The sequence below is a fragment of the Streptomyces peucetius genome (assembly GCF_025854275.1).
In the GTDB taxonomy this organism is placed as follows: domain Bacteria; phylum Actinomycetota; class Actinomycetes; order Streptomycetales; family Streptomycetaceae; genus Streptomyces; species Streptomyces peucetius_A.
In genome coordinates, this window is sequence record NZ_CP107567.1 from 976,897 (window position 1) to 1,001,831 (window position 24,935).

Below are 24,935 nucleotides of genomic sequence, written 5' to 3' on the forward strand. Positions count from 1 at the left end.
CGGCTCGGTCAGCCCAGGAAACTCAGGCGGACCTGACGGTCGGGGTTGTCCTTGTTGGTGTCGACCAGGCACACGGACTGCCAGGTGCCGAGTTCCAGCCTGCCGCCGATCACGGGGAGTGTCGCGTGCGGCGGGACGAGGGCCGGCAGTACATGGTCCCGGCCGTGGCCCGGGCTGCCGTGGCGGTGCTGCCAGCGGTCGTCGGCGGGCAGCAGGGTGTGCAGCGCGGCCAGCAGGTCGTCGTCGCTGCCGGCTCCGGTCTCGATGACGGCGATGCCCGCCGTCGCATGCGGGACGAAGAGGTTGAGGAGGCCGTCGGCGCCGTCCGCGTTCTCCCTGAGGAAGCGCTCGCAGGCGTCGGTCAGGTCGGTGACCGTCTCGTCCGAGCCGGTGCTGATGGTCACGGTCGTGGTGGTGAAGGTTCCGGGCATGGCCCCATCCTCTCGTCCTAGGGTCCGCAGGGCTCCGTGACCGTGCGGCGCTGCGGGAAGAACCGCGCCGCTCACCCGGTTGGTAGAAGCGTGAACGACTTTGTGGCTCGGGAAGTGGACGTGGTGGTCGTCGGCGCCGGGCAGGCCGGCCTGTCCGGCGCCCACCATCTGCGGCGCGCCGGTCTGGTGCCGGACCGGGACTTCGTGGTGCTGGACCACTCCCCCCGGCCCGGCGGCGCGTGGCAGTTCCGCTGGCCGTCGCTCACGTACGGCAAGGTGCACGGCATGCGCGCCCTGCCGGGCATGGAACTGACGGGCGCCGACGACACGCGACCCTCCTCGGAGGTGATCGGCGCGTATTTCGCCGCCTACGAGGAGCGGTTCGACCTGCGGGTGCACCGCCCGGTCCGGGTGGCCGCGGTCCGTGAGGGGGACGGCGGACGGCTGGCCGTGGAGACCTCGGAGGGGGTCTGGCAGGCCCGCGCCCTGATCAACGCGACGGGAACGTGGGACCGGCCGTTCTGGCCGCGCAGTCCCGGCCAGGCAACCTTCCGCGGCCGTCAGCTGCACACCGCCCACTACCCCGGCCCGGCGGCGTTCGCGGACCAGCGGGTGGTCGTCGTCGGCGGCGGGGCGTCGGGCACGCAGCATCTGATGGAGATCGCCGAGGTGGCGGCCGCGACGACCTGGGTGACGCGGCGGCCCCCGGTGTTCCGCGAAGGGCCGTTCGACGAGGACGCGGGCCGCGCGGCGGTCGCGCTGGTGGAGGAGCGCGTACGGCGCGGGCTGCCGCCGCGGAGCGTCGTCTCCGTGACGGGCCTGCCGCTGACCGACGCGGTCCGGCGGGCCCGGGAGTCCGGGGTGCTGCACCGGCTGCCGATGTTCGACCGGGTCACGACGACGGGAGTGGCCTGGGACGACGGACGGACCGTGGACGCTGATGTGATCCTCTGGGCGACCGGCTTCCGGCCGGTGATCGGCCATCTCGCTCCGCTGGGCCTGCGTGAGCCGGGTGGCGGCATCCGGCTCGAAGGCACCCGGGCCGTGCGCGACGCCCGTGTACACCTCGTCGGTTACGGACCTTCGGCCTCGACGATCGGCGCCAACCGGGCCGGCCGGGCCGCCGTACGGGAGATCCGCCGACTGCTGGCGCAGGAACCGGCGCTGGTCTGACGCGCGCCCGCTCTGCCGCACGACCCGTCAGCCGCCGCCGGCGCGGTCCTCGGCACGGGCGGCGTTGAACTCCGCGACATTCCGCTGGTGCTCCTCGTAGCTGCCGGTGAAGCGGGTGTCGCCCGGTCGCACCGTCACGAAGTAGAGCCAGTCGCCCGGCGGCGGGGCGACCGCCGCGTGCATCGCCTCCTCCCCCGGGTTGGCGATCGGGCTGGGCGGCAGCCCTTGGCGCTCGTAGGTGTTGTACGGGCTCTCCAGCCGGGTGTCGGCGGTCGTGGTGTCCAGGGTGCTGCGGCCGAGCGCGTAGTTGATGGTCGAGTCCATCTGCAGCGGCATGCCCCGGGCGAGCCGGTTCTGGATGACACGGGCGACCTTGCCCATGTCGTCGGCCGTGTCCGCCTCCGCCTGCACGATGCTGGCGACGTTCACCGCCTGATGCGGCGTCAGGCCGAGGCGGCGGGCGCCGCTGGTGACGCGCTCGGTGCCGAAGCGCTGGTTGGCGGTGTCGACCATGAAGCCGAGGAGGCTCGCCGGGGTCGTCTTCCCGTCGACGACGGGATAGGTGGCCGGGAAGAGATAGCCCTCCGGATCTCCGCCGGCAGCGGCGGGGAGATTCAGTTTCGCCGTGCCGGCCACCCTTCTCGTGGTGCCGGCGGCGACTCCCAGGGCCTTGTCGACGGCGGCGTACACCTGTGTGGCGCGCCGGCCCTCCGGAACGACCAGTGTCTTCGGGGCCGGTGGAGGCGGGCGGTGCCGCTGTTGCGGCTCCGGGGTCAGCAACGGCACCAGAAGCGCGGCCGCCGCCGTGACGAGGGCGCTCGTCAACAGCACGAGCCGCCCACGGCGCGTCAGGCGGGGTCGGCGTCCGGGCCGTTCCGGCGTCGGGGGCTCGTTCGTCATACGCGCACGCTAGCCCGCTGTCGTACGCCGTTCCGGGAACCGGCAGGCGGCGACACGGCATTCGGTCGGATCCACCCCGTCACGAACAGCGAACGCCCGTGCGATTGCTCGCCTCAGGGGGCGACGGGGGCCGGCTGGGGGTCCCGGCGCACCAGGGCGGCATAGCGGCCGCCCTGTTCGAGGAGCTGCCGGTGGGTGCCGTACTCGGCCGTGCGGCCGGCGGCGAGCACGACGATCCGGTCCGCGTTCCTGACGGTGGAGAGCCGGTGGGCGATGGTGATGGTGGTGCGGCCACGGGAGAGGGACTCGAGGGCCTGCTGCACCGCGTGTTCGGTATGGGTGTCCAGGGCACTGGTGGCCTCGTCGAGGATGAGGACCGGCGGGTCGCGCAGGATGGTTCGGGCGATGGCGAGCCGCTGCTTCTCGCCGCCGGAGAACCGGTACCCCCGCTCGCCGACCAGGGTGTCGTATCCGTCCGGCAGGGAGGCGATGTGGTCGTGGATCTGCGCGGCACGGGCGGCCGCCTCGATCTCCTCCGCCGTGGCCTCCGGCTTGGCGAAGCGCAGATTGTCGGCGACGGAGGCATGGAAGAGGTACGTCTCCTGGGAGACGACCCCGACGGCACGCGCGAGTGTCTCGAAGTCCAGGTCCCGCACGTCGACACCGTCGATGGTGACCCGCCCGCCGGTGACGTCGTACAGCCGGGGGACCAGATAGCTGAGGGTGGACTTGCCGGAGCCGGTCGGGCCGACCACCGCGAGCGAGCCCCCGGCGGGGACGGTGAGATCGATGCCGTCGAGGGTGGGGCGCTCCTGCGCCGGATCGTAGGCGAATTCCACCTTCTCGAAACGGACTTCGCCCCGGATCCTGTCGAGCGGCACCGGCTCGGCGGGCTCGGTGATCTCGACGGGAAGATCGAGGTATTCGAAGATCCGCTGGAAGAGGGCGAGCGAGGTCTGCACCTGCACCCCGGTGGAGAGCAGGCTCACCGCGGGCCTGAACAGGCCCTGCTGCAGCGAGACGAAGGCGACGAGCGTGCCGATGGAGATCGCGGGCCCTCCGGTCTTCAGCGCGAAGCCGGCCGCCCAGTAGATCAGGGCGGGCATGGCGGCCATGACGATCCCTATCGTCGACATCCGCCAGCGGCCGGCCATGCTGGAGCGCACCTCGAGGTCGACGAGGCGCTCCGACTCCGCGGCGAAGGCCGTGGTGAGGGAGTCTGCCCGGCCCATCGTGCGGCCGAGGAGGATGCCGCTGACGGACAGGGACTCGGTGACGGTGGCCGCCATGGCGGCCATCTGCTTCTGCCGCTGTGTGGTGATCTTCTTCCGCTCACGGCCGACCCGGCGGCTGATCCAGACGAACAGCGGCAGCAGGGCCAGTGAGACCACGGTGAGTCGCCATTCCAGCGCGAGCATCGCGACGACGGTGGCGACGACCGCCGTGAGGTTGGAGACCAGGGAGGTGGCCGTCGAGGTCACGGTCGCCTGCATGCCGCCGATGTCGTTGGCGATGCGCGACTGGACCTCGCCGGTGCGCGTCCTGGTGAAGAAGGCGAGCGGCATGCGCTGCAACCGGGCGTAGACCGCGGTGCGCAGGTCGTGCATGACGCGTTGGCCCACGGTGGTGGAGATCAGCGTCTGGAGCACACCGAAGACGCTGGTCATCACTGCCGTGGCGATCATCCCGAGGGCGAGCAGGCTGAGCAGTCCGGTCCGGCCCTGCGGGATCGCCGTGTCCAGGATCTCGCGCAGCAGGAACGGCGAGGCGACGGAGACCAGCGACGAGGCGCCGACGAGCAGACCCACGACGGCGAGCCGGCCGCGGTAGGGCCTGAAGAGCCGCAGGATCCGCCGCACCTCGGCGGGCGGCTGGTCCGGGTCCTTGGGAGGTGGTGTCCAGGTGATGTGTTCGGGCCGCAACGGTCTCCTCGGGCAGCGTGGTACGAGCATGGGGAGCTTAGCTCATTGTTACCTGTATTCACAATGAACAAGGTCCTGATATTGTTCCCTTATGAGCACCCCCGACGCCGACGGCCTGCTGGCCGAGCAGCTGCTCCGGCTGACCCGTCGGCTCCACCGCAGCCAGAAGCGCCAGCTCGAATCGGCCGACATAGCGATCACCCCCGCGCAGTCACGGCTGCTGCGCACCGTCGCGCACTACGAAGAACCGCCCCGTATGGCTGATCTGGCGGAGCGTCTCGAGGTGGTCCCACGGGCCGTGACGAGTCTGGTCGACGGACTCGAAGCGGGGGGCCGGGTCCGCCGGGTGCCGGATCCGACGAACCGCAGGGTGACCCGTATCGAGTTGACCGACACCGGCCGCGCCACCCTGCGCACCCTGCGGGACGCGCGCCGGGCAGCGGCGGAGGACGTACTGGCCCCGCTCACCGCCGAGCAGCGCGAGGTGCTCGCCGGCCTGCTCACCACCCTGGTCGACAGCCCGGGGCCGCACTGCTGACCGGACCATGGACCCCGGGCGGGGGCCCGGAGTAAATCGTTTGCCGCCACCGATACCGGAGCGGGAGGGTTGGACATCTGTGCCGCCCTCCGACGATCTGGGACATCATGCAGATTCGCGACCTTCCGTATGTCGATCCCGGTCTGCCGGACGCCCGGTCGGGGCCGGCGTTCCTCCTGTGGCTCGGCCGCCGTCAGCGAAGCGGCCAACTCCGCTCGCTGTCCTGGGGGATGCTCCACTTCGTCTCCGTCATGGCACTGCCCTACGGGACCGGTCTGGCGGTCCAGGCCGTCGTGGACGGCTCCGGCGGTTCTCTCGCCGTGGCGGGCGGGACGCTCGCCGTCGCGGCCGTGTGCATCGCGCTCGGCGACACCATGCTGCACCGCACGGCCGTCACCAACTGGATCACCGCCGCAGCGCGGGTGCAGCAGCTGCTCATCCGCAAGAGCGCTGAGCTGGGCTCCGCGCTCACCCGGCGGGTCGCCGCCGGTGAGGTGGTCGCGGTCTCCACCGGCGACGTGGAGAAGATCGGCTGGTTCGTGGAGGTGGTCTCGCGTTTCCTCGCCGCCGCCCTCACCGTCGTGATCGTCTGCGTCGGCCTGGTGATCTACCAGCCCGCCCTGGGGGTCGTCGTCGCCGTCGGCGTACCGGTGCTGGCCCTGGGTGTGCTGCCGCTGCTTCCCCGGGCGACCGAACTCGCCGACATCCAGCGGGAGAAGGCGGGCCGCGCCACCGAGCTCGCGTCCGACACCGTCGCCGGTCTGCGGGTCCTGCGCGGCATCGGCGGCGAGGAGCTCTTCCTGACGCGCTACCGACGCGCCTCGCAGGAGGTGCGCACGGCCGCCGTCCACAGCGCCCGTATGTGGTCGGTCATCACCGCGGTTCAGGTGCTGCTGCCGGGTCTGCTGCTGATCGCGGTCGTCTGGCACGGGCTCGGGCTCGTCAGGGACGGCCGGATCACGGTCGGTGAACTGGTCACCGTCTACAGCGCGGTGATGCTCCTGAGCTATCCGCTGCGGCACTTCGAGGAGATCGCCATGGCGTACTCCTTCTCCCGGCCCTCGGCCCGGCGGGCCGCCCGGGTGCTCTCGCTCGAACGGGACACGGGCGCCGCGCCGGACACACAGGACGGCGCCGTTCCGGAAGAAACGGACGGCGCGGACACGCCGGACAGGGTGCTGAAGGGGGACATGTACGACCCGGCCAGCGGCCTGCTCGTGCCCGCCGGATCGCTCACCGCCGTCGTCTGCGGCGACCCCGACACGGCAGGCAGGCTCGCCGAACGGCTCGGCGGCCACCCGACGGAGCCGGACGGCCTGCCGTCCGTGCTCCTCGGCGACGTCGCACTGGACGAACAGCCGCTGGAACGGGCCCGTGCGGCAGTCCTGGTCCAGGACAAGGACCCGGTGCTGCTCTCGGGCACCCTCACGGAGCTGCTCGACGTGCCGGCCTCCGGAGCCGTCGCCCCCGACCGGGCACTGGCCGCGGCGGAGTGCGGCGACGTGCTCGACGCGCTGTCGCAGGCGTCGCTGGACGACGACCCCATGGGCGCGCCGATCACCGAGCGCGGCCGCTCCCTGTCCGGCGGTCAGCGGCAGCGGCTCGCGCTCGCCCGCTCGCTGGTCACCGACCCGCAGGTGCTGGTCCTCGACGAGCCGACGTCCGCCGTCGACTCGCACACGGAGGCGAAGATCGCCGACGGCGTGCGGAAACTGCGCGAGGGCCGCACCACGGTGGTGTTCACCTCGTCGCCGCTGCTGCTCGACCGCGCCGATCGGGTGGTCCTGGTCCACGAGGGCAGGGCCGCGGCCGTCGGCACGCACCGTGAACTGCTGCACATCGAGCCCCGGTACCGCGCCGTCGTGACCCGCGAGACCGAGGCGGAGCAGCAGCTCGTCGGAGCCCCACGCGGGGCCCCGGAAGCCGCCTTCGGCAAGGCCGGCACCGACGACATCGAGGAGACATCATGATCGGCCTGGCGCCGCCGGAGTACGATCCGGCCGCCCTGCGCACGGCGACCCAGCTGCCCGTGGGCACGCCGGCGACCGTCCGTGCCTATGTGGGCGAGCTCCTACGCCGGCACCGCAGGGCCTTCGTGATCCTGGTGGCGGTGAACACGGTCGCCGTCGTCGCCTCGATGACCGGACCGTGGCTGCTCGGTTCCCTCGTGGAGAAGGCGGCGGACGGCGCCCGCGACCTCCATCTGGAGCGCACCGTCGCCCTGTTCGCGGGAGCACTCGTCGTCCAGGCCCTGTTCGTCCGGCTCGTGCGGCTGCGCGGGGCGATGCTGGGCGAACGGATGCTCGCCGACCTGCGCGAGGACTTCCTCGTCCGCTCGGTCGGACTGCCGCCGGGCGTGCTCGAACGGGCCGGTACGGGCGACCTGCTCTCCCGTATCACCACGGACATCGACCGCCTCGCCAACGCGATGCGAGAAGCCGTGCCCCAGCTGACGATCGGCGTCTTCTGGATCGTGCTGCTCCTCGGCGGGCTCACCGTGACCGCTCCACCGCTCGCGCCCACCGTGCTGGTCGCGGTGCCACTGCTGGTCGTAGGCTGCCGCTGGTACTTCAAGCGGGCGCCGTCGGCCTACCGCTCGGAGGCCGCCGGGTACGCGGCCGTGGCTGCGGCACTCGCGGAGACCGTCGACGCGGGCCGCACGGTCGAGGCCCACCGGCTCGGGGCACGCCGGGTGGCGCTCTCCGACCGGCGGATCAAGGAGTGGACGGCGTGGGAGCGCTACACGCTGTTCCTCCGCTCGGGCCTCTTCCCCGTCATCAACCTCACCCACTCGACCGTCCTCGCGTCCGTGCTGATGATCGGCGGCGTGTTCGTGCTCCAGGGCTGGATCGGTGTCGGCCAGCTCACCACGGGCGCGCTCATCGCCCAGATGATGGTCGAGCCGGTGAACCTGATCCTGCGCTGGTACGACGAGCTCCAGGTGGCCCAGGTGTCCCTGGCGCGGCTGGTTGGCGTGCGGGAGATCGAACCGGAGGCGGGCGACGAGCGGCTGCGGCCCGACGGCCGGGACGTCCGCGCCGACGAGGTGCACTTCGGGTACCGCGAGGGTGTCGACGTGCTGCACCGCGTCTCGATGGACGTGCCGCCCGGCACCCGGCTGGCCCTCGTCGGCCCGTCCGGCGCCGGCAAGTCCACCCTCGGCAGGCTGCTCGCGGGCATCTACGCCCCGCGCACCGGTCAGATCACACTCGGCGCCGCGGAACTCTCCCGTATGCCGGCGGAACGGGTACGGGAGCATGTGGCGCTCGTCAACCAGGAGCACCACGTGTTCGTCGGCTCGCTCCGCGACAATCTGCTGCTGGCACGCGCGTCCGCCGACGACGCGGAGCTGTGGACGGCACTCGGCGCGGTCGACGCGGACGGGTGGGCGCGGGCGCTGGACGGCGGCCTGGACACGGAGGTCGGTTCGGGCGGCGTCACCCTGTCCCCGGCCCAGGCCCAGCAGATCGCGCTGGCCCGCCTGGTCCTGGCGGACCCGCACACGCTCGTCCTGGACGAGGCCACCTCGCTCCTCGACCCGCGGGCGGCACGCCACCTGGAACGTTCGCTGTCGCGGGTGCTGGACGGCCGCACGGTCGTGGCGATCGCACACCGCCTGCACACGGCGCACGACGCGGATGTGATCGCGGTGGTGGAGAACGGCCGGATCAGCGAGCTCGGCAGCCACGACGAGCTGGTGGCGGCCAAGGGCGCGTACGCGGCGCTGTGGCGGTCCTGGCACGGCTGACGTCACCTTGGGCGGGCGGCCTGCCGGGCCACGTTTCCGGGCGTGGCCCGGTCCGGGTTGCCCCCCGACCCGTGTCAGATGAAGTTCAGTGCCGCCGCTCCGCCCACGCCCCCCAGGAGCATGAACGCCGGCATGAGGACCTTCAGCTCCACCCAGCTGCCGGCCCGGAAGCGCATCGGCTTGGGCGGGCCTATCGGGTACCAGCGCTTGTTGCCGACCGGGATCGGCCACAGGATCGGGCAGCCGGAGACGGTGAGGGCGTCGCCGATGTCGTGGACGAGGGCGCCGAGGACGATGGGGAGGCCGAGCCACAGGTACTCCTGGCCGGGCGCGGTGAAGAGCCAGTCCGCGCCGTTGCCCGGCTTGTCGAGGACGCCCGCCAGGATCCACGCGCTGGTGGCGCCGAGCAGCCAGACCAGGATGTCGCTGGAGACCCGCGCGGCCCGCCACAGCAGGCCCTCGACGGCGAGCACCATGTGGACGAAGAGGATCGCGAGGACCGCCCACCGCCCGCCGAAGATCGCCAGGGCGGAGGCGCCCGCGCCGATGAGGACCGCCCAGAGCCAGGTGTGGGTCAGGGTCCGGTGCCCGCCGGTCCGACGGCTGTCTCCCTGTTTCTTCGTCGCTTTGTAGACCGCGTAGGACAGCTTGTCCACGATCTCGCACAGCGTGCGCGACACGGGCCCGAAGGCCCGCGAGATCGTCGCCGCCTTGTGGTCGAGGTCGGGCGCCAGCGCCGCGCCCGCGCAGATCAGTGCTCCTACGACGAGGACGGGCCACGGCATCGGGTGCCCGGCGGCGGCCGTCGCCGCGCCCACCCCCAGCCAGGCAGCCGCCCCGGACAGAGAGTGCGCCGGTCCCATCATGTGCGTTCCCGCCCCATTGCTGTTGTGTCGAACCCCAGTTGACAGGGCAGCGTATCGGTCGTGATCTTGCCGTTCTCGCCCGGTTCCCTGATCCGGGGTACGGACAGGCAAGATGGGGGTGTGACCCTTATCGATCAGCTGCCGCCGACCGCCGACCCCGATGCTCTCTTCGACGCCTTCTCCTCATGGGCGCAGGGGCAGGGCATCACGCTCTATCCGGCTCAGGAGGAGGCGCTGATCGAGGTGGTCTCAGGGGCCAACGTGGTCCTTTCCACCCCGACCGGTTCGGGAAAGAGCCTGGTCGCGGCGGGCGCGCACTTCGCGGCGCTGGCAGCCGACAAGGTCACGTTCTACACAGCGCCGATCAAGGCACTGGTCTCGGAGAAGTTCTTCGACCTGTGCAAGCTGTTCGGCACGGAGAACGTGGGCATGCTGACGGGCGACGCGTCCGTGAACGCGGACGCCCCGGTCATCTGCTGCACCGCCGAGGTGCTGGCCTCGATCGCCCTGCGGGACGGCAGGCACGCCGACGTCGGCCAGGTCGTGATGGACGAGTTCCACTTCTACGCGGAACCGGACCGTGGCTGGGCCTGGCAGATCCCGATCCTGGAACTGCCGCAGGCGCAGTTCCTCCTCATGTCGGCGACGCTCGGCGACGTGTCGATGTTCGAGAAGGACCTGACGCGCCGCACCGGCCGCCCCACCTCCGTGGTCCGCTCGGCTACGCGTCCGGTGCCGCTGTCGTACGAGTACCGGCTGACGCCCATCACCGAGACGCTCACCGAGCTGCTCGAGACCAAGCAGGCCCCCGTCTACATCGTGCACTTCACGCAGGCGCAGGCAGTGGAGCGGGCACAGTCGCTGATGAGCATCAACATGTGCTCGCGCGAGGAGAAGGACAGGATCGCCGAGCTGATCGGCAACTTCCGCTTCACCACGAAGTTCGGCAAGAACCTGTCCCGCTACGTGCGGCACGGCATCGGCGTTCACCACGCGGGCATGCTGCCCAAGTACCGCCGGCTGGTGGAGAAGCTCGCGCAGGCCGGCCTGCTGAAGGTCATCTGCGGCACGGACACGCTGGGCGTCGGCGTCAACGTCCCCATCCGTACGGTGCTGTTCACGGCGCTCACCAAGTACGACGGCAGCCGGGTGCGGACCCTGCGGGCACGCGAGTTCCACCAGATCGCCGGCCGGGCCGGCCGGGCGGGCTTCGACACGGCGGGCCTGGTCGTCGCGCAGGCGCCCGAGCACGTCATCGAGAACGAGAAGGCGCTCGCGAAGGCCGGTGACGACCCGAAGAAGCGCCGCAAGGTGGTCAGGAAGAAGGCGCCCGAGGGCTTCGTCGCATGGTCGGACACCACGTTCGAGAAGCTGATCGCGTCCGAGCCGGAGCCGCTGACCTCCCGTTTCCGGGTCACGAACATCATGCTGCTCTCGGTGATCGCCCGGCCGGGGAACGCCTTCGAGGCCATGCGCCACCTCCTCGAGGACAACCACGAGCCGCGCAAGGCGCAGCTGCGCCACATCCGCCGCGCCATCGCCATCTACCGCTCGCTGCTCGACGGCGGAGTGGTGGAGCAGTTGGACGAGCCCGACGCGGAGGGCCGCACGATCCGGCTCACGGTCGATCTCCAGCAGGACTTCGCGCTCAACCAGCCGCTGTCGACGTTCGCGCTCGCCGCCTTCGACCTGCTGGACCCGGAGTCCCCGTCGTACGCCCTGGACATGGTCTCGGTCGTCGAGTCGACGCTGGACGATCCGCGCCAGATTCTCGCCGCCATGCAGAACAAGGCCAGGGGCGAGGCGGTCGGCAGGATGAAGGCGGACGGTGTCGAGTACGAGGAGCGCATGGAGCGGCTCCAGGACATCTCGTACCCGAAGCCGCTGGAGGAGCTGCTGTGGCACGCGTACAACGTCTACAAGAAGTCGCACCCGTGGGTCGGTGACCACCCGGTCTCGCCGAAGTCCGTGATCCGGGACATGTACGAACGGGCGCTGACGTTCACGGAGTTCACGTCCTGGTACGAGCTGGCCCGCACCGAGGGCATTGTGCTGCGTTATCTGGCGAGCGCGTACAAGGCGCTGGACCACACCATCCCGGACGATCTGAAGACGGAGGACCTGGAGGACCTGATCGCCTGGCTGGGCGAGATGGTGCGCCAGGTCGACTCCAGCCTGCTGGACGAGTGGGAGCAGCTGGCCAACCCCGAGGTGGAGACCGCGGAGGAGGCACAGGAGAAGGCGGACCAGGTCAAGCCGGTCACGGCGAACGCCCGCGCGTTCCGGGTGCTGGTCCGCAACGCGATGTTCCGCCGGGTGGAGCTGGCGGCCCTCGACCAGGTCGGCGCACTGGGCGAGATGGACGCCGAGTCCGGCTGGGACGAGGATGCGTGGGGCGAGGCGATGGACGCGTACTGGGACGAGTACGACGACCTGGGCACCGGCCCCGACGCCCGCGGCCCGAAGCTCCTGGCCATCGAGGAGGATCCGGCGCACGGCCTGTGGCGTGTGCGGCAGACCTTCGCCGACCCGAACGGCGACCATGACTGGGGTATCAGCGCGGAGGTCGATCTGGCTGCCTCCGACGAGGAGGGCCGGGCGGTCGTGCGGGTCACGTCCGTCGGCCAGCTCTGAGAGGAAGAGGACTCAAGGATGACGAATCCGGCCGAGCGTCTGGTCGATCTGCTCGACCTGGAGCAGATCGAGCTCAACATCTTCCGGGGGCTCAGCCCCAACGAGTCGCTCCAGCGGGTCTTCGGCGGCCAGGTGGCCGGTCAGGCTCTGGTCGCCGCGGGCCGGACGACGGACGGCGAGCGTCCGGTGCACTCGCTGCACGCGTACTTCCTCCGTCCCGGGCACCCCGGGGTGCCGATCGTGTACCAGGTCGAACGGGTCAGGGACGGCCGCTCGTTCACGACCCGCCGCGTCACGGCCGTGCAGGAGGGGCGCACCATCTTCAACCTGACGGCGTCCTTCCACCGCCCGGAGCCCGGCAGCATCGAGCACCAGCTGCCGCCGCGGCTCGACTTCCCGGCGCCCGAGTCGCTGCCCACGGTGGCGACCGAGATCCGGGAACACCTCGGGGAGCTGCCGGAGGCGCTGGAGCGGATGGCCCGCCGGCAGCCGTTCGACATCCGTTACGTCGACCGGCTGCGCTGGACGGCGGACGAGATCAAGGACGCGGACCCGCGCAGCGCGGTGTGGATGCGCGCGGTGGGCCCGCTGGGCGACGATCCGCTGGTGCACACCTGCGCGCTGACGTACGCGAGCGACATGACCCTGCTGGACGCGGTGAGGATTCCCGTCGAGCCGCTCTGGGGGCGTCGGGGGTTCGACATGGCGTCGCTGGACCACGCCATGTGGTTCCACCGTCCGTTCCGGGCCGACGAGTGGTTCCTCTACGATCAGGAGTCGCCCATCTCGACCGGCGGACGCGGCCTGGCCCGGGGCCGGATCTACGACCGTGAGGGCCGGCTGCTGGTGTCCGTGGTGCAGGAAGGCCTGTTCCGGCCGGTGTAGGCGGCCGTTCGGCCGCGGGGGCGACGACCTTTGAGGAGTTTCGATGAGCCTGTACGACATCCCGCTGCGCACCCTGTCCGGTGAGCCGACGTCGCTCGCCGGCCACCGGGGCCGTGCGGTCCTGGTGGTCAATGTGGCGTCCAAGTGCGGGCTGACGCCGCAGTACGCGGGCCTGGAGCGGCTGCAGAAGGAGTTCGGCGACCGGGGTCTCACGGTGCTGGGCGTGCCCTGCAACCAGTTCGCGGGCCAGGAGCCGGGCAGCCCGGAGGAGATCGCCACGTTCTGTTCGGCGACGTACGGGGTGTCCTTCCCGCTGCTGGAGAAGACGGACGTGAACGGCGAGGGCCGTCACCCGCTGTACGCGGAGCTCACGAAGGTCGCGGACGCCGAGGGCGAGGCGGGCGACGTCCAGTGGAACTTCGAGAAGTTCCTGATCTCCCCGCAGGGCGAGGTCACCCGCTTCCGTCCGCGTACGGAGCCGGATTCCCCGGAGATGCTGTCGGCGATCGAGGCACTGCTCTCCGCCTGAGGCCGGTGGGCGGCAGAAGGCTCCGGTCCATAACCGGAGCCTTCTGCCGTGCCGGGCGTCTGTCGTCAGCGGATGGGCATGCCCGCCAGGGTGCGGGCAATCACCAGGCGCTGGATCTCGCTGGTGCCCTCGAAGATGGTGTAGATGGCGGCGTCGCGGTGCATGCGCTCCACCGGGTACTCCCGGGTGTAGCCGTTGCCGCCTAGGATCTGGATGGCCTGGCCGGTGACCTTCTTGGCCGTCTCGCTGGCGAACAGCTTCGACATGGAGCCCTCGGCGGAGGTGAACGGCTTGCCGGTGGTCGCCATCCAGGAGGCGCGCCAGACGAGCAGTCGGGCGGCATCGATCCGGGTGCGCATGTCGGCGAGCTGGAAGGCGACGCCCTGGTTGTCGATGATCGGGCGGCCGAACTGTTCGCGGGTCTTCGCGTAGTCGAGCGCGACCTCGTACGCGGCGCGGGCCGTGCCGACGGCCATGGCTCCGACGGCCGGACGGGAGGCCTCGAAGGTGGCCATCGCGGCGTTCTTCACCCGGTCCCCGCCGCCCGCCTTGGCCTTTTCGCGGGCCCTGGCGAGGCGCTCGTCCAGCTTCGCCTTGCCGCCGAGCAGACAGCTGCCGGGGACGCGGACGTCCTCGAGGACGACCTCGGCGGTGTGGGAGGCGCGGATGCCGTGCTTCTTGAACTTCTGCCCCTGGGACAGGCCGGGAGTGCTCGGGGGGACGATGAACGAGGCGTGGCCCTTGGAGCCCAGCTCGGGGTCGACGACCGCCACGACGACATGGACATTGGCGATGCCGCCGTTGGTCGCCCAGGTCTTGGTGCCGTTCAGGACCCATTCGTCCTTGGCCTCGTCGTAGACGGCGCGGGTGCGCATGGAGGCGACGTCGGAGCCGGCGTCCGGCTCGGAGGAGCAGAAGGCCGCGACCTTGACATCGTTGGCATCGCCGTACATCTGAGGGATCCAGGTGCCGATCTGCTCCTCGGTGCCGTTGGCGATGACGCCGACGGCGGCGAGTCCGGTGCCGACGATCGACAGTGCGATGCCGGCGTCACCCCAGAACAGCTCTTCCATCGTCATGGGGATACCGAGGCCGGTGGGGTCGAAGAACTGCTGGGCGTAGAAGTCGAGGGAGTAGATTCCGATCTTGGCCGCTTCCTGGATGACCGGCCAGGGGGTCTCCTCACGCTCGTCCCACTCGGCGGCAGCGGGTCGCATGACATCCCTGGCGAATCCGTTCAACCAGTCACGGACCTGCTTCTGATCGTCGTTGAGATCGAGCGTGAACTCGGCCATGTCCCCTCCAGCGGTGCGGCGATGACGTGCATGTTACCTGCGGTAACAGAAGTGTGTTACCGACTGGTAGCCCCTGTCAACCAGCCATGGCCCGATCATGTGTGCGCACCGGCAGGGTGTTACGTTGCGCAGGCGTCACGCAATCGTCCGGGCGGGGAGAATCACATGGAGACCACACAACAGCAGCGGTCGGCGGACCAGCGGCGTCGGGAACTCCTCGAGGCCGCCGACCGGGTAGTGCTCCGGGACGGCCCCCAGGCCTCCATGAACGCCATCGCCGCCGAGGCCGGCATCACCAAGCCCATCCTCTACCGGCACTTCGGCGACAAGGGCGGGCTCTACCGCGCACTGGCCAAGCGTCACACCGACGCACTGCTGAGGGCCCTTCAGGTGGCGGTCGACGCGGACGTCGACCGCCGTGAGCGGGTCGCCGGCACGCTCGACACGTACCTCGCCGCGATCGAGGCGCGTCCGCAGGTGTACCGCTTCCTGATGCACCCGGCGGAGGACAGCCAGCCCTCGGAGGCGGGCTTCGACGTGGGCCGCCACTCGGCGCCGCTGCTGCGCCGCCTCGGCGAGGAACTGGGCAAGGTGATCGCCGAACGCGTCGACCTGGGGCCGTCGGGCGATCTCGTGGCACGGGTGTGGGGCCACGGCATCGTCGGCATGATGCACGCGGCGGGTGACTGGTGGCTGGGTGAACGCCCCTGTTCGCGGGCGGAGTTGGTGGAGAGCCTGACGGACCTGCTGTGCGGGCGGCTGTTCGCGGCGCAGGACCGCGTGGGCGGTCCGGGGTTCTAGCGGGAACCCGCCCACAAGCGCTGCTTGCCCCCTCCCCGCCCCTTCCCGAAACCGGGGGCTCTGCCCCCGGTCCCCCCGCCTCAATCGCCGGCGGGGCTGGGGGTACTCCCCCTACGCCTGGCGGCGTGGGAGGTACCCCACCCATGGCCGCCAGGCCGCAGGGGGAGATTGAGGCCACCGCGCGAAGCGCGGTACCGGGGCCCGGGGCTTGCCCCGCCACGCGGCGGAGCCGCACATCGGTGCAGCGGGAAGGAACGGGGAGGGGAACAGGCCCCGCGCAGCGGCCCGCCCGCCCGCTACCCGCTCAGCCGCGCCACCCGCTCCGGCGTCGCCCACGACGCCCTCCGTGCCGCCCGCGCAAGCCGCGCCCGGCGCCACGGCGTCAGCCGGTCCGCGTACACCAGCCCCTCCAAGTGGTCGCACTCGTGCTGCAGGCACCGCGCGAAGAATCCCGTGCCCTCGACCCGCACCGGCTCGCCGTCACGTGTGACGCCCTCCACCACCGCGTGGTCGAAGCGTTCCGTGCCGGCCTCCAGGCCCGGCAGGGACAGGCAGCCCTCGGGGCCGCGGACGGTGACGCCGTCCGCTTCCACCAGCCGGGGATTGACGATGTGTCCGAGGTGGCGGACGTCCTCGTCGTCGGGGCAGTCGTAGACGAAGACCTTCAGCCCCACGCCGACCTGGTTCGCCGCGAGCCCGACGCCCTGCGCCGCGTACATCGTCGCGAACAGGTCCTCGACGAGTGCCGCGAGACCGGGACCGAAGTCGGTCACGGTCTCGCAGGGGGCGTGCAGTACGGCGTCCGCGAGCAGGCTCATGGGCCTGACGCGTCCGGTACTGCCGGGGATCAGCCGGTTTCGCATGGCGCCAAGCGTACGTTCCCCGTAGGGTCGCGTACCCCCCGCCCGGCTTCGTGCGTGACCTCCACCTTTTCCGACGGTGCCGCGGTTCGGGCGGCCGGGCAGAGCTGGATAGGCTGAGTCCGGACCGACGCAAGGAGGATCAAGGACGATGTCAGGCAACTCGGAGCCCCTGACGCCGCGAGCCAAGCTGGCCGTGACGGCGGGCAAGGCCGCAGCAGCGGTGTCCCGCGCCGCCGGGCGAGGCAGCGGATCGGTGATCGGCGGCCGGGTGGCGCTCAAGCTGGACCCCGATCTGTTGGCGAAGCTGGCGCAGCACCTGGACGTGGTCCTCGTCTCCGCGACCAACGGCAAGACCACGACCACCAGGCTCATCGCCGAGGCGCTGCGCGCCAGCGGCCCGGTCGTGTCGAACGCACTCGGCGCCAACATGCCCGCGGGCATCACCTCGGCACTGGCGGGCGGCTCGGACGCCCGGTTCGGTGTGATCGAGGTCGACGAGAAGTACCTCGCCGGTGTGGCGAGGGATGTGACGCCCAAGGCGATCGCACTGCTGAACCTGTCGCGGGACCAGCTGGACCGCGCGGCGGAGACGCGGATGCTGGCCGAGAAGTGGCGTGAGGGACTTTCCGGTTCGAAGGCGATGATCATCGCCAACGCGGACGACCCGCTGGTGGTGTGGGCCGCCTCTTCCTCGCCCAACGTGGTGTGGGTGGCCGCCGGCCAGGAGTGGAAGGACGACGCCTGGTCGTGCCCGTCCTGCGGCGGCGTGATGCAGCGCCCGGGCGACGACTGGTTCTGCGGCGAGTGCGGCTTCCGCCGCCCCGCCCCGAGCTGGGTGCTCAGCGGTGACCACGTCATCGACCCGCACGGCAGCGCCTGGCCGATCCACCTCCAGCTGCCCGGCCGCGCCAACAAGGCCAACGCCGCCACCTCCGCCGCCGTCGCCGCGAGCTTCGGCGTGCCGCCGCAGGTCGCGCTGGAGCGCATGTACCAGGTGCAGGCCGTGGCCGGACGGTACGACGTGGTGTCCTTCCTCGGCCGCGACGTGCGTCTGCTGCTGGCGAAGAACCCGGCCGGCTGGCTCGAGACGTTCTCGCTGATCGACCCGCCGCCGACGCCGGTCATCCTGTCCGTCAACGCCCGCGGCGCGGACGGCACGGACACCTCCTGGCTGTGGGACGTCGACTACACCCGGCTCGCCGGCCACCCGATCCTCGTGATCGGTGACCGCCGGCTGGACCTCGCGGTCCGGCTCGAGGTCGCGGGTCTGGACTTCCGGGTGTGCGAGTCGGTCGACGAGGCGGTGCAGAGCGCCCCGCCCGGCCGGATCGAGCTGATCGCCAACTACACCGCCTTCCAGGACGTGCGCCGGCGCGTCGGCAACTGACCTGCGGACGGACGAAGAGGACTGATGAGAATGAGCGACAACAGCCTGCGTCTGGTGTGGGTCTACCCGGATCTGCTCAGCACCTACGGCGACCAGGGCAACGCCCTCGTCGTCGAGCGCCGTGCCCGGCAGCGCGGCCTGGACGTGATGCGCATCGACGTGCGCAGCGACCAGTCGGTGCCGACGTCCGGCGACATCTATCTGATCGGCGGCGGCGAGGACCGTCCGCAGCGGCTCGCGGCCGAGCGGCTGCGCCGCGACGGCGGGCTGAGCCGGGCGGCGTCCAACGGCGCCATCATCTTCTCGGTGTGCGCCGGCTACCAGATCCTCGGCCACGAGTTCATCAACGACCTCGGTGAGCGCGAGCCCGGCCTGGGTCTGATCGACGTGGTCTCCACCCGCGGCGAGGGCGAGCGCTGCGTCGGCGACGTACTGGCCGACATCGACCCGCGGTTGGGGCTGCCCCAGCTGACGGGCTTCGAGAACCACCAGGGGATCACCCATCTCGGCCCGACGGCACGCCCGTTCGCCCGGACGGTGTTCGGCCGGGGCAACGGCACCGGAGACGGCACCGAGGGCGCGTACAACGACACCGTCTTCGGCACCTACATGCACGGCCCCGTCATGGCCCGCAACCCGCAGATCGCCGATCTGCTGCTGAAGCTGGCCCTCGACGTGAACGCGCTGCCGCCGACCGACGACCGGTGGTACGAGGCGCTGCGCGCGGAGCGGATCGCGGCCGCGACCCAGCCCGCCTGACGGTCTTTCCGCTCACCCGAGCACCCATTTCACGGCCCCTCCGCTCAGCTGAGCGGAGGGGCCGTGGGCGCGGTCCCACCAGGCGGACGCCGGTTTCTAAAGCCCCGCCCGGCGCCGGTAGGGTGGCACGGAACCGACCGGACGACGTGGTCCGGGAGTCCGCCCACGTTGTAAAGGTTTTCGGGCAATGCGCATTGGTGTGCTCACTTCCGGCGGCGACTGCCCCGGTCTGAACGCTGTCATCCGTTCCGTCGTGCACCGCGCCGTAGTCGACCACGGTGACGAGGTCATCGGCTTCCACGACGGCTGGAAGGGCCTCCTCGAGTGCGACTACCGCAAGCTCGACCTGGACGCGGTGGGCGGCATCCTCGCCCGCGGCGGCACCATCCTCGGCTCCTCCCGGGTCCAGCCCGCGCATCTGCGCGACGGCGTGGAGCGGGCCAGGGGCCATGTGGCCGACCTGGGCCTCGACGCCATCATCCCGATCGGCGGTGAGGGCACCCTCAAGGCGGCCCGGCTGCTCTCCGAGGGCGGACTGCCCATCGTCGGCGTGCCCAAGACGATCGACAACGACATCTCGTCCACGGACGTCACCTTCGGCTTCGACACCGCCGTCGGTGTCGCCACCGAGGCGCTCGACCGTCTGAAGACCACCGCCGAGTCGCACCAGCGGGTCCTGATCGTCGAGGTCATGGGCCGGCACACCGGCTGGATCGCGCTGCACTCGGGCATGGCGGCCGGCGCCCACGCCATCGTGGTGCCCGAGCGCCCCTTCGACATCGAGGAACTGACGAAGCGCGTCGGCGCACGGTTCGAGGCCGGCAAGCGGTTCGCGATCGTGGTCGTCGCCGAGGGCGCGAAGCCCCGCGAGGGCTCGATGCGCTGGGACGAGGGCGGCAAGGACATCTACGGCCACGAGCGGTTCGCCGGTGTGGCCCGCCAGCTCTCCGTCGAGCTGGAGGAGCGGCTCGGCAAGGAGGCCCGCCCCGTGATCCTCGGCCACGTCCAGCGCGGCGGCACGCCCACCGCCTACGACCGTGTCCTCGCGACCCGGTTCGGGTGGCACGCGGTGGAGGCCGCGCACCGCGGCGAGTTCGGCATGATGACCGCGCTGCGCGGCACCGACATCACGATGGTGCCGCTCGCCGAGGCCACGCAGACGCTGAAGACGGTGCCCGTGGAGCGGTACGACGAGGCCGAGACGGTCCTCTGATCCGTCCGCGGATCCCCTACGGATCCGTACGAGCCGCCCCCGGTCGCAGCGTCGGCCGGGGGCGGTTCTACTCTGGTGCGAGCAAGCGGACAACCCGCGCGAATCGCCGGTACGGCTCATCGGCGCGGACCAGGCAGCCCCCGGGAGTAGACAGATGGATCACAGCGGGCACGGCATGACGATGGATCTGCCGCCGTTCACGCTGGGGCGCGGCCTGGAGTTCTCACCGGACGCCTTCTTCCTCGTCGGCTGCCTCCTGGCGCTCGGCCTGTACGGCTGGGGCGTCGTGCGGCTGCGCCGCCGCGGCGACGACTGGGCGGTGAGCCGCACCGTCTGCTTCACCGCCGGTGTGCTGAGCATCGCGCTGATGATGTGCACCAAGCTGAACGACTACGGCATGGTCATGTTCAGCGTGCACATGGTGCAGCACATGGTGATCAGCATGCTGTCGCCGATCGTGCTGCTGCTGGGCGCGCCCATCACGCTCGCGCTGCGCGCGCTGCCGGTCGCGGGCCGGGGCCGCAAGGGACCCCGCGAAGTGCTGCTGATGCTGCTGCACAGCCGCTACATGCGGATCGTCACGCATCCGGCGTTCACCATCCCGCTGTTCATCGCCAGCCTGTACGGGCTGTACTTCACGCCGCTGTTCGACTTCCTGATGGACTCGAAGACCGGGCACATCGCGATGATGGTGCACTTCCTCGCGGTCGGGCTGGTCTTCTTCTGGCCGATCATGGGCGTGGACCCGGGGCCGCACCGGCCCGGATATGTGATGCGGATGCTGGAGCTGTTCGCCGGCATGCCGTTCCACGCCTTCTTCGGCATCGCGCTGATGATGGCCTCCGAGCCGATGGTCGGCGCGTACCGCAACCCCCCGGCCTCGCTCGGGATCGACGCGCTCTCCGACCAGAACGCGGCGGGCGGGATCGCCTGGGCGTTCAGCGAGATCCCGTCCGTGGTGGTGCTGATCGCGCTGGTCTTCCAGTGGTACCGCTCCGACCAGCGGCTGGCCAAGCGCAGGGACCGGGCGGCGGACCGCGACGGGGACAAGGAGCTCGAGGCGTACAACGCGTATCTCGCCTCGCTCCAGGCCCGCCGCGGGTAGCCGCCGGCCCGGTTTGTCACCGGGCAGTAGCGCCGGGGGCCGTACAGGGGCGACGATGGTCCTCGACGGCCCCCGCCGTCGAAGGAGGGCGCTCATGTCCGGTTCGACGAAGACGATGGGAGTGCTGACGGTCGCGACCCTGGTGGCCGTGACGGCGTACACCGCGGCACTCGGCAGCAACGGCTGGCTCTGGTTCGGCTGGGTGGTGCTCGGGATGCTGACCATCGGGGTGGTCGCCTCCAAGGGCACCTGAGACCGGGCCGTCCGTGACCGCTCCCCGCCGGTCAGAAGCGGAAGACCGCTCCGGTCTCCACCGCGAGCTCGCAGGCGTTGGCGAAGGTCTTGTGCCAGGCGGTGGGACGTCCCCGCCATGCGCCGGTCGCACTGACCGTGACGGGGTCGAACTGATCTGTGCACGGGTGCCGGTCCTCCGGCAGCCGGTCCAGGTCGCCATGGGCGGCGTCCAGCGCGGCGCAGGCGGCCGCGGCTTCCGGATGAGGCCCGGACGGTACGGGGCTGCAGTGCAGCAGCACGCCGCGGATCCAGGTGTTCTCGGAGCCTGACAAGGTCAGGAACAGCCCGCGCGAGGGGGGTGCCTCCGCCCGGCCGGCGGCGGTGACCGCGGCGGTGGCGGCCGCGGTCCGGTCCGGCACGGCCGGCACGTCCGGCGTGGGAGAGGCCGATGTCGCCATGGCGGGAGCGGCCATGGCGACGGCGAACAGGGCGGCTGCGGCAAGGGCGGCGCTGCGGTGCATCCGGTGCTCCTGGCGGGGAGGCCGGCTCTTGCCGGCGCGAGCGGGGCGGGGACGTGTCCGGCGGATCAGGGTCGCGGGGGCCGCGGCCTCCGGTGCGTGAGGGCTCCCCCGGACCGGCCAGGTCCCGGGGGCGCGCCGCACGGCACCGGAGCGTCCTGACAGCGGAGCTGTTCGGGGTTCGGCAACGCTGCGAGGTGTCGTGCCGGGGCACCACCCAGGCGCAGCTCTGGGGAAGCGCGGTCCCGGCCGTGATCCGCCGGACACGCCCCTAAGAGCACCTTCCGGCCGGGGCGCGCGCAAGGCGCCGCGCCCCGGGGTAGCGCGGACGGGTGCGCCGTCCTGCTCCGTACGGCGTGCCCGCCCGGGCAGGCACGCCGTCCCCCTCCGCCCCGGGTCGCAGCCGGGCGTCGGCCCCGGCCATGGCCATCAGGACCACGCTGGCGCTGACCGCCGGAGAGCTCGTGCGGGTACTGCGCAGGGTGCGTTCCGGCGACAGGCCGACCAGTAACTGTTCACCCTTGACGGGCTCATGAGACGTCGGATGTCCGATGCCTTGATAGCGTTGGAACCCAGCTTGGCAAGCGAGAGGGGTCAAGAGGTGGGGAGTTCAGACATGCCGGGCGCGCGGTCGGGCCGGCAGCTGCTTCGGCAGGAAGTCGTCGACGGGATCAAGCGGTACATTCTGGAGAACAATCTCCGCCCGGGCGACTCGCTACCCACCGAGCCTGCCCTGTGCGAGGCCCTCGGCGCGAGCCGGTCGAGCGTCCGTGAGGCGGTCAAGATCCTCAACGCACTCGACATCGTCGAGGTGCGTCACGGTCACGGCACCTACGTCGGCCGGCTCAGCCTCTCCGCCCTCGTGGAGAGCCTCACCTTCCGCGGACTGCTCAGCCGCGACGACGACTTCCAGATGCCGGCGGACCTGGTGGACGTCCGCGAGCTCTTCGAGCGGGGTATGGCCGACCGCATCGTCTCCTCGCTCACGGCGGAGCAGCTCGACGCCCTAGACGGTTTGGTCCAGCGGATGCGCGAGGTGGGCGCGGGCGAGGGGCACGGCTTCGCCGAGGCCGACCGGGCGTTCCACGCCCTGCTGGTCGCGCCGCTCGGCAACAACCTGATCGGCCAGCTCTCGGTGGCCTTCTGGGACGTCCACTCGATCGTGGCCCTGCACCTGGACGATTTCACCCACGCCGACGAGACGGCCACCATCTCGGCGCACCAGAGCATCGTCGACGCCGCCAGGTCCGGCGACATCCCGCGCTTCACCAAGGCACTGGGCGATCACTACACACCCGTACGGCGCCGGCTGGCGGAGGCCCGGGCCCGACGGGCCGAGCAGGACTGACCGGCGCGGCCGACGCGCGCTCGGCGGTGCTCGGCGCACACCTCGCGTCGGGCATGGACCTCGGCCGGACCACGGCGGACGCCGGGGCCGAATCCGCGGTCGCGCCCGTCTGACGCCCCACGACCGATGCCGGGTTTGCCCCGGTACGGCACGGGCAGTCGGCCCTGTGCCGGACGGACTGTCACCCCCTGCCGCTCCGGTGCAGCACATCGCCGACCGCAGACCGGAGGTCGTCATGCACGAGCAGGACAGCCATCGCATCCACGCGGAGCACGACCGGGACAAGGCGGAGCAGCTGTTCGAGCAGGCCCGCCGCACCGAGGACCCGGAGCAGTCGGAACGGCTCCGTTACCGCGCCGAGCGGCTGCGCTCACGCAGTGAGGCGGAGCTGCGCCGGGAGCCCGGCGGTCGCTTCGACGCCGACGACATGGACGAGGAGGGCCCGCAGTGACGCGCCCGCCTCGGCGGCGGTGACGCCCCACCGGTTACGTCACGGCCGGTGACGCCGCCGAGGTGCCGCCGCCCGTGACGTCACGCGATGACGTACGGCCTCACATGTGGCGGTTGGCGTAGTGGCTCTCGATCTGCCGGATGTAGTCGGCGTCGTCCTCGTGCCTGCCGCTCTCGAACGGGGGCGAGTCCTTGACCTCGGCCTTCGTGCACGCCACCCGCACTGTTTCGGCTCCGGTGTCGATCTCCGAGACGAGCCCGGCGGGCAACAGCACACGCCGGCCGAGGATCCACGGTCCGGTGTCGACGACAAGATACGAACGGCCGACGTCCTCGGTGTGCTTGTCGATCTTCCCGATCGACCCGTCGGACGCCTCGACGGAGTACCCGACGAGCTGCGCCCCCGGTGCGTAACGGGCGGTCTCGGGATAGCCCCACATGTCGCCTGCCATCGTCGCCTCCTCCTCTGTACGGGATCTTCCTGTCACATCGGCGCGGGTACCCGTGCTCCCTGCCCCGACACGGCAGGGAGGCGGTCCTTCACCCCTGCCGCGCCGCCACCATGTGCGCGAAGACCACCACGTTCTCCTTGTAGTCCTTCGCCTTCTTGTCGTACTCGCCTCCACAGGTGATCAGGCGCAGTTGCGGGTCCGGGGTGTCCGCGTAGACCCGCTCGTCGGGAAAGTCCGTCTTGCTGAAGCTCTCGACGGAGTCAACGGCGAAGGTGACGACCGAACCGTCCTCGCGCGCCACGTCCACCAGGGTCCCGGGCCCGACCGAACCGAGATGGATGAACACAGCGGGCCCGGTCCTCGTGTCGACATGACCGGCGACGATCGCCGTACCGGGCTCGCCCGGCGTCGCGCCCTCCCGGAACCAGCCGACGAGGTTGCTGTCGTTCGTCGGCGGCGAGTCGAGCCGTCCGGATGGACCGATGGACAGCGGCATGAACGGCGCGTCCACGGCGATCGAGCGGATGACCAGACGCGTCGGTTCCGCACGCGGCAGCGTCATACCGGCGGTCGCACCCGCGCCGACGGCGACGTCGGGTGCCGGCGAGGCGGGAGCCGCGATCACGGGCCGCGACAGAGGCTTGCCGTCCGACGTGGTACCGAAGGAGTTGTAGATGAGCAGGATACCCAGCCCGACCGCGACAAGCGGCCAGAGCAAGGCACGCCCCGGTGAACGTTCGGTGGAAGGCTCCTCCGACTGCTGCTGATGCTGCTTCTGCTGTTGGACCATGGTGCGTGCCTTTCACCGCGACGACATAGGGGCGACGTGATTCACCGTCAGCCTCTTCCCGGCGCCACACCACTCGGGAGAGCGGCATACGGAC

At 71.1% G+C, this 24,935-nt stretch carries 24 protein-coding genes; 15 read left to right on the forward strand and 9 right to left on the reverse strand.

Annotation, left to right across the window (positions count from 1 at the left end):
* Nucleotides 1-8 precede the first annotated feature (8 nt).
* On the reverse strand, nt 9-431 hold the full coding sequence (locus tag OGH68_RS04530) for a YjbQ family protein (RefSeq protein WP_264242009.1): 423 nt from the start codon (nt 429-431) through the stop codon (nt 9-11).
* Nucleotides 432-521: 90 nt separating this feature from the next.
* Here OGH68_RS04530 and OGH68_RS04535 point away from each other — a divergent pair, with 90 nt between their 5' ends.
* Nucleotides 522-1,604 carry an NAD(P)/FAD-dependent oxidoreductase gene (locus OGH68_RS04535; protein ID WP_264242010.1) on the forward strand — a complete coding sequence of 361 codons (1,083 nt, stop codon included), beginning with the start codon at nt 522-524 and terminating at the stop codon, nt 1,602-1,604.
* A gap of 27 nt (nt 1,605-1,631) precedes the next feature.
* On the opposite strand, the gene mltG is transcribed toward OGH68_RS04535, so the two are convergent.
* Together mltG and OGH68_RS04545 are read right to left on the reverse strand one after the other, a co-directional pair.
* Entirely contained in the window at nt 1,632-2,504 is an 873-nt protein-coding gene (gene mltG / locus OGH68_RS04540) for an endolytic transglycosylase MltG (RefSeq protein WP_264242011.1), read from the reverse strand.
* Nucleotides 2,505-2,617: 113 nt separating this feature from the next.
* Nucleotides 2,618-4,456: an ABC transporter ATP-binding protein gene (locus tag OGH68_RS04545; RefSeq protein ID WP_413470934.1), complete on the reverse strand. Its 1,839-nt coding sequence runs from the start codon at nt 4,454-4,456 to the stop codon at nt 2,618-2,620.
* Between the two features lie 61 nt (nt 4,457-4,517).
* Between OGH68_RS04545 and OGH68_RS04550 the strand changes: the two genes are divergently transcribed.
* The 3 genes from OGH68_RS04550 (at nt 4,518) to OGH68_RS04560 (ending at nt 8,712) form a co-directional block, all read left to right on the forward strand.
* Nucleotides 4,518-4,964 (forward strand): MarR family winged helix-turn-helix transcriptional regulator, encoded by a 447-nt coding sequence (locus tag OGH68_RS04550; protein ID WP_264242013.1) that lies wholly within the window; start codon nt 4,518-4,520, stop codon nt 4,962-4,964.
* A 107-nt stretch (nt 4,965-5,071) separates the two neighbouring features.
* The gene (locus OGH68_RS04555; RefSeq protein ID WP_264242014.1) at nt 5,072-6,934 is read left to right on the forward strand and encodes an ABC transporter transmembrane domain-containing protein; all 1,863 of its coding nucleotides are present in this window, start codon (nt 5,072-5,074) and stop codon (nt 6,932-6,934) included.
* Nucleotides 6,931-8,712, forward strand: a complete 1,782-nt coding sequence (locus tag OGH68_RS04560) for an ABC transporter ATP-binding protein (RefSeq protein ID WP_264242015.1) — start codon at nt 6,931-6,933, stop codon at nt 8,710-8,712. The genes OGH68_RS04555 and OGH68_RS04560 overlap by 4 nt, the downstream gene beginning before the upstream one ends.
* Nucleotides 8,713-8,786: 74 nt before the next feature.
* Here OGH68_RS04560 and OGH68_RS04565 read toward each other — a convergent pair whose 3' ends face one another.
* A complete protein-coding gene (locus tag OGH68_RS04565) occupies nt 8,787-9,578 on the reverse strand; it encodes a metal-dependent hydrolase (protein WP_264242016.1) in 792 nt (263 codons plus the stop codon).
* Between the two features lie 120 nt (nt 9,579-9,698).
* Here OGH68_RS04565 and OGH68_RS04570 point away from each other — a divergent pair, with 120 nt between their 5' ends.
* The 3 genes from OGH68_RS04570 to OGH68_RS04580 are packed head-to-tail and all read left to right on the forward strand — an operon-like array spanning nt 9,699 to nt 13,626.
* Nucleotides 9,699-12,212, forward strand: coding sequence for a DEAD/DEAH box helicase (locus OGH68_RS04570; RefSeq protein ID WP_413470935.1), 2,514 nt, complete (start codon nt 9,699-9,701; stop codon nt 12,210-12,212).
* An 18-nt stretch (nt 12,213-12,230) separates the two neighbouring features.
* Nucleotides 12,231-13,097 carry an acyl-CoA thioesterase gene (locus tag OGH68_RS04575; RefSeq protein ID WP_264242018.1) on the forward strand — a complete coding sequence of 289 codons (867 nt, stop codon included), beginning with the start codon at nt 12,231-12,233 and terminating at the stop codon, nt 13,095-13,097.
* Nucleotides 13,098-13,140: 43 nt separating this feature from the next.
* Entirely contained in the window at nt 13,141-13,626 is a 486-nt protein-coding gene (locus tag OGH68_RS04580) for a glutathione peroxidase (RefSeq protein WP_264242019.1), read from the forward strand.
* Between the two features lie 65 nt (nt 13,627-13,691).
* Here the strand turns inward: OGH68_RS04580 and OGH68_RS04585 are convergent, their stop codons facing one another.
* The gene (locus OGH68_RS04585; RefSeq protein WP_264242020.1) at nt 13,692-14,921 is read right to left on the reverse strand and encodes an acyl-CoA dehydrogenase family protein; all 1,230 of its coding nucleotides are present in this window, start codon (nt 14,919-14,921) and stop codon (nt 13,692-13,694) included.
* A 165-nt stretch (nt 14,922-15,086) separates the two neighbouring features.
* On the opposite strand from OGH68_RS04585, the gene OGH68_RS04590 reads away from it, so the two are divergent.
* Nucleotides 15,087-15,722, forward strand: a complete 636-nt coding sequence (locus OGH68_RS04590; protein ID WP_264242021.1) for a TetR/AcrR family transcriptional regulator — start codon at nt 15,087-15,089, stop codon at nt 15,720-15,722.
* Between the two features lie 296 nt (nt 15,723-16,018).
* Here the strand turns inward: OGH68_RS04590 and def are convergent, their stop codons facing one another.
* Nucleotides 16,019-16,585 (reverse strand): peptide deformylase, encoded by a 567-nt coding sequence (gene def, locus OGH68_RS04595; RefSeq protein WP_264242022.1) that lies wholly within the window; start codon nt 16,583-16,585, stop codon nt 16,019-16,021.
* A 148-nt stretch (nt 16,586-16,733) separates the two neighbouring features.
* On the opposite strand from def, the gene OGH68_RS04600 reads away from it, so the two are divergent.
* The 5 genes from OGH68_RS04600 to OGH68_RS04620 all read left to right on the forward strand — a co-directional run bounded on the left by OGH68_RS04600 (nt 16,734) and on the right by OGH68_RS04620 (nt 21,302).
* Complete coding sequence (locus tag OGH68_RS04600; protein WP_264242023.1) at nt 16,734-17,972, forward strand: MurT ligase domain-containing protein; 1,239 nt, start codon at nt 16,734-16,736, stop codon at nt 17,970-17,972.
* A gap of 30 nt (nt 17,973-18,002) precedes the next feature.
* On the forward strand, nt 18,003-18,731 hold the full coding sequence (locus OGH68_RS04605) for a type 1 glutamine amidotransferase (RefSeq protein ID WP_264242024.1): 729 nt from the start codon (nt 18,003-18,005) through the stop codon (nt 18,729-18,731).
* 187 nt (nt 18,732-18,918) lie between these two features.
* A complete protein-coding gene (locus OGH68_RS04610; protein ID WP_264242025.1) occupies nt 18,919-19,944 on the forward strand; it encodes a 6-phosphofructokinase in 1,026 nt (341 codons plus the stop codon).
* A 154-nt stretch (nt 19,945-20,098) separates the two neighbouring features.
* A complete protein-coding gene (locus tag OGH68_RS04615; protein ID WP_264242026.1) occupies nt 20,099-21,049 on the forward strand; it encodes a cytochrome c oxidase assembly protein in 951 nt (316 codons plus the stop codon).
* A 94-nt stretch (nt 21,050-21,143) separates the two neighbouring features.
* Nucleotides 21,144-21,302 (forward strand): hypothetical protein, encoded by a 159-nt coding sequence (locus OGH68_RS04620; protein WP_264242027.1) that lies wholly within the window; start codon nt 21,144-21,146, stop codon nt 21,300-21,302.
* A 31-nt stretch (nt 21,303-21,333) separates the two neighbouring features.
* On the opposite strand, the gene OGH68_RS04625 is transcribed toward OGH68_RS04620, so the two are convergent.
* Entirely contained in the window at nt 21,334-21,804 is a 471-nt protein-coding gene (locus tag OGH68_RS04625) for a subtilase-type protease inhibitor (protein WP_264242028.1), read from the reverse strand.
* Nucleotides 21,805-22,417: 613 nt separating this feature from the next.
* Here OGH68_RS04625 and OGH68_RS04630 point away from each other — a divergent pair.
* Both OGH68_RS04630 and OGH68_RS04635 read left to right on the forward strand, forming a co-directional pair.
* The gene (locus OGH68_RS04630; protein WP_264242029.1) at nt 22,418-23,149 is read left to right on the forward strand and encodes a FadR/GntR family transcriptional regulator; all 732 of its coding nucleotides are present in this window, start codon (nt 22,418-22,420) and stop codon (nt 23,147-23,149) included.
* A 166-nt stretch (nt 23,150-23,315) separates the two neighbouring features.
* On the forward strand, nt 23,316-23,600 hold the full coding sequence (locus OGH68_RS04635; protein WP_264242030.1) for an FUSC family protein: 285 nt from the start codon (nt 23,316-23,318) through the stop codon (nt 23,598-23,600).
* 100 nt (nt 23,601-23,700) lie between these two features.
* On the opposite strand, the gene OGH68_RS04640 is transcribed toward OGH68_RS04635, so the two are convergent.
* Entirely contained in the window at nt 23,701-24,051 is a 351-nt protein-coding gene (locus OGH68_RS04640) for a PRC-barrel domain containing protein (RefSeq protein ID WP_264242031.1), read from the reverse strand.
* 88 nt (nt 24,052-24,139) lie between these two features.
* Nucleotides 24,140-24,841 (reverse strand): class F sortase, encoded by a 702-nt coding sequence (locus OGH68_RS04645; protein WP_264242032.1) that lies wholly within the window; start codon nt 24,839-24,841, stop codon nt 24,140-24,142.
* Nucleotides 24,842-24,935 lie beyond the last annotated feature (94 nt).

Excerpts from the sequence above, each read along its gene's own strand:
- OGH68_RS04530 (WP_264242009.1), bottom strand. The coding sequence starts at position 431 with ATGCCCGGAACCTTCACCACCACGACCGTGACCATCAGCACCGGCTCG.
- mltG (WP_264242011.1), bottom strand. The coding sequence starts at position 2,504 with ATGACGAACGAGCCCCCGACGCCGGAACGGCCCGGACGCCGACCCCGC.
- OGH68_RS04545 (WP_413470934.1), bottom strand. The coding sequence starts at position 4,456 with ATGCTCGTACCACGCTGCCCGAGGAGACCGTTGCGGCCCGAACACATC.
- OGH68_RS04550 (WP_264242013.1), top strand. The coding sequence starts at position 4,518 with ATGAGCACCCCCGACGCCGACGGCCTGCTGGCCGAGCAGCTGCTCCGG.
- OGH68_RS04555 (WP_264242014.1), top strand. The coding sequence starts at position 5,072 with ATGCAGATTCGCGACCTTCCGTATGTCGATCCCGGTCTGCCGGACGCC.
- OGH68_RS04560 (WP_264242015.1), top strand. The coding sequence starts at position 6,931 with ATGATCGGCCTGGCGCCGCCGGAGTACGATCCGGCCGCCCTGCGCACG.
- OGH68_RS04565 (WP_264242016.1), bottom strand. The coding sequence starts at position 9,578 with ATGATGGGACCGGCGCACTCTCTGTCCGGGGCGGCTGCCTGGCTGGGG.
- OGH68_RS04575 (WP_264242018.1), top strand. The coding sequence starts at position 12,231 with ATGACGAATCCGGCCGAGCGTCTGGTCGATCTGCTCGACCTGGAGCAG.
- OGH68_RS04580 (WP_264242019.1), top strand. The coding sequence starts at position 13,141 with ATGAGCCTGTACGACATCCCGCTGCGCACCCTGTCCGGTGAGCCGACG.
- OGH68_RS04585 (WP_264242020.1), bottom strand. The coding sequence starts at position 14,921 with ATGGCCGAGTTCACGCTCGATCTCAACGACGATCAGAAGCAGGTCCGT.
- OGH68_RS04590 (WP_264242021.1), top strand. The coding sequence starts at position 15,087 with ATGGAGACCACACAACAGCAGCGGTCGGCGGACCAGCGGCGTCGGGAA.
- def (WP_264242022.1), bottom strand. The coding sequence starts at position 16,585 with ATGCGAAACCGGCTGATCCCCGGCAGTACCGGACGCGTCAGGCCCATG.
- OGH68_RS04600 (WP_264242023.1), top strand. The coding sequence starts at position 16,734 with ATGTCAGGCAACTCGGAGCCCCTGACGCCGCGAGCCAAGCTGGCCGTG.
- OGH68_RS04605 (WP_264242024.1), top strand. The coding sequence starts at position 18,003 with ATGAGCGACAACAGCCTGCGTCTGGTGTGGGTCTACCCGGATCTGCTC.
- OGH68_RS04610 (WP_264242025.1), top strand. The coding sequence starts at position 18,919 with ATGCGCATTGGTGTGCTCACTTCCGGCGGCGACTGCCCCGGTCTGAAC.
- OGH68_RS04615 (WP_264242026.1), top strand. The coding sequence starts at position 20,099 with ATGGATCACAGCGGGCACGGCATGACGATGGATCTGCCGCCGTTCACG.
- OGH68_RS04620 (WP_264242027.1), top strand. The coding sequence starts at position 21,144 with ATGTCCGGTTCGACGAAGACGATGGGAGTGCTGACGGTCGCGACCCTG.
- OGH68_RS04625 (WP_264242028.1), bottom strand. The coding sequence starts at position 21,804 with ATGCACCGCAGCGCCGCCCTTGCCGCAGCCGCCCTGTTCGCCGTCGCC.
- OGH68_RS04630 (WP_264242029.1), top strand. The coding sequence starts at position 22,418 with ATGCCGGGCGCGCGGTCGGGCCGGCAGCTGCTTCGGCAGGAAGTCGTC.
- OGH68_RS04640 (WP_264242031.1), bottom strand. The coding sequence starts at position 24,051 with ATGGCAGGCGACATGTGGGGCTATCCCGAGACCGCCCGTTACGCACCG.
- OGH68_RS04645 (WP_264242032.1), bottom strand. The coding sequence starts at position 24,841 with ATGGTCCAACAGCAGAAGCAGCATCAGCAGCAGTCGGAGGAGCCTTCC.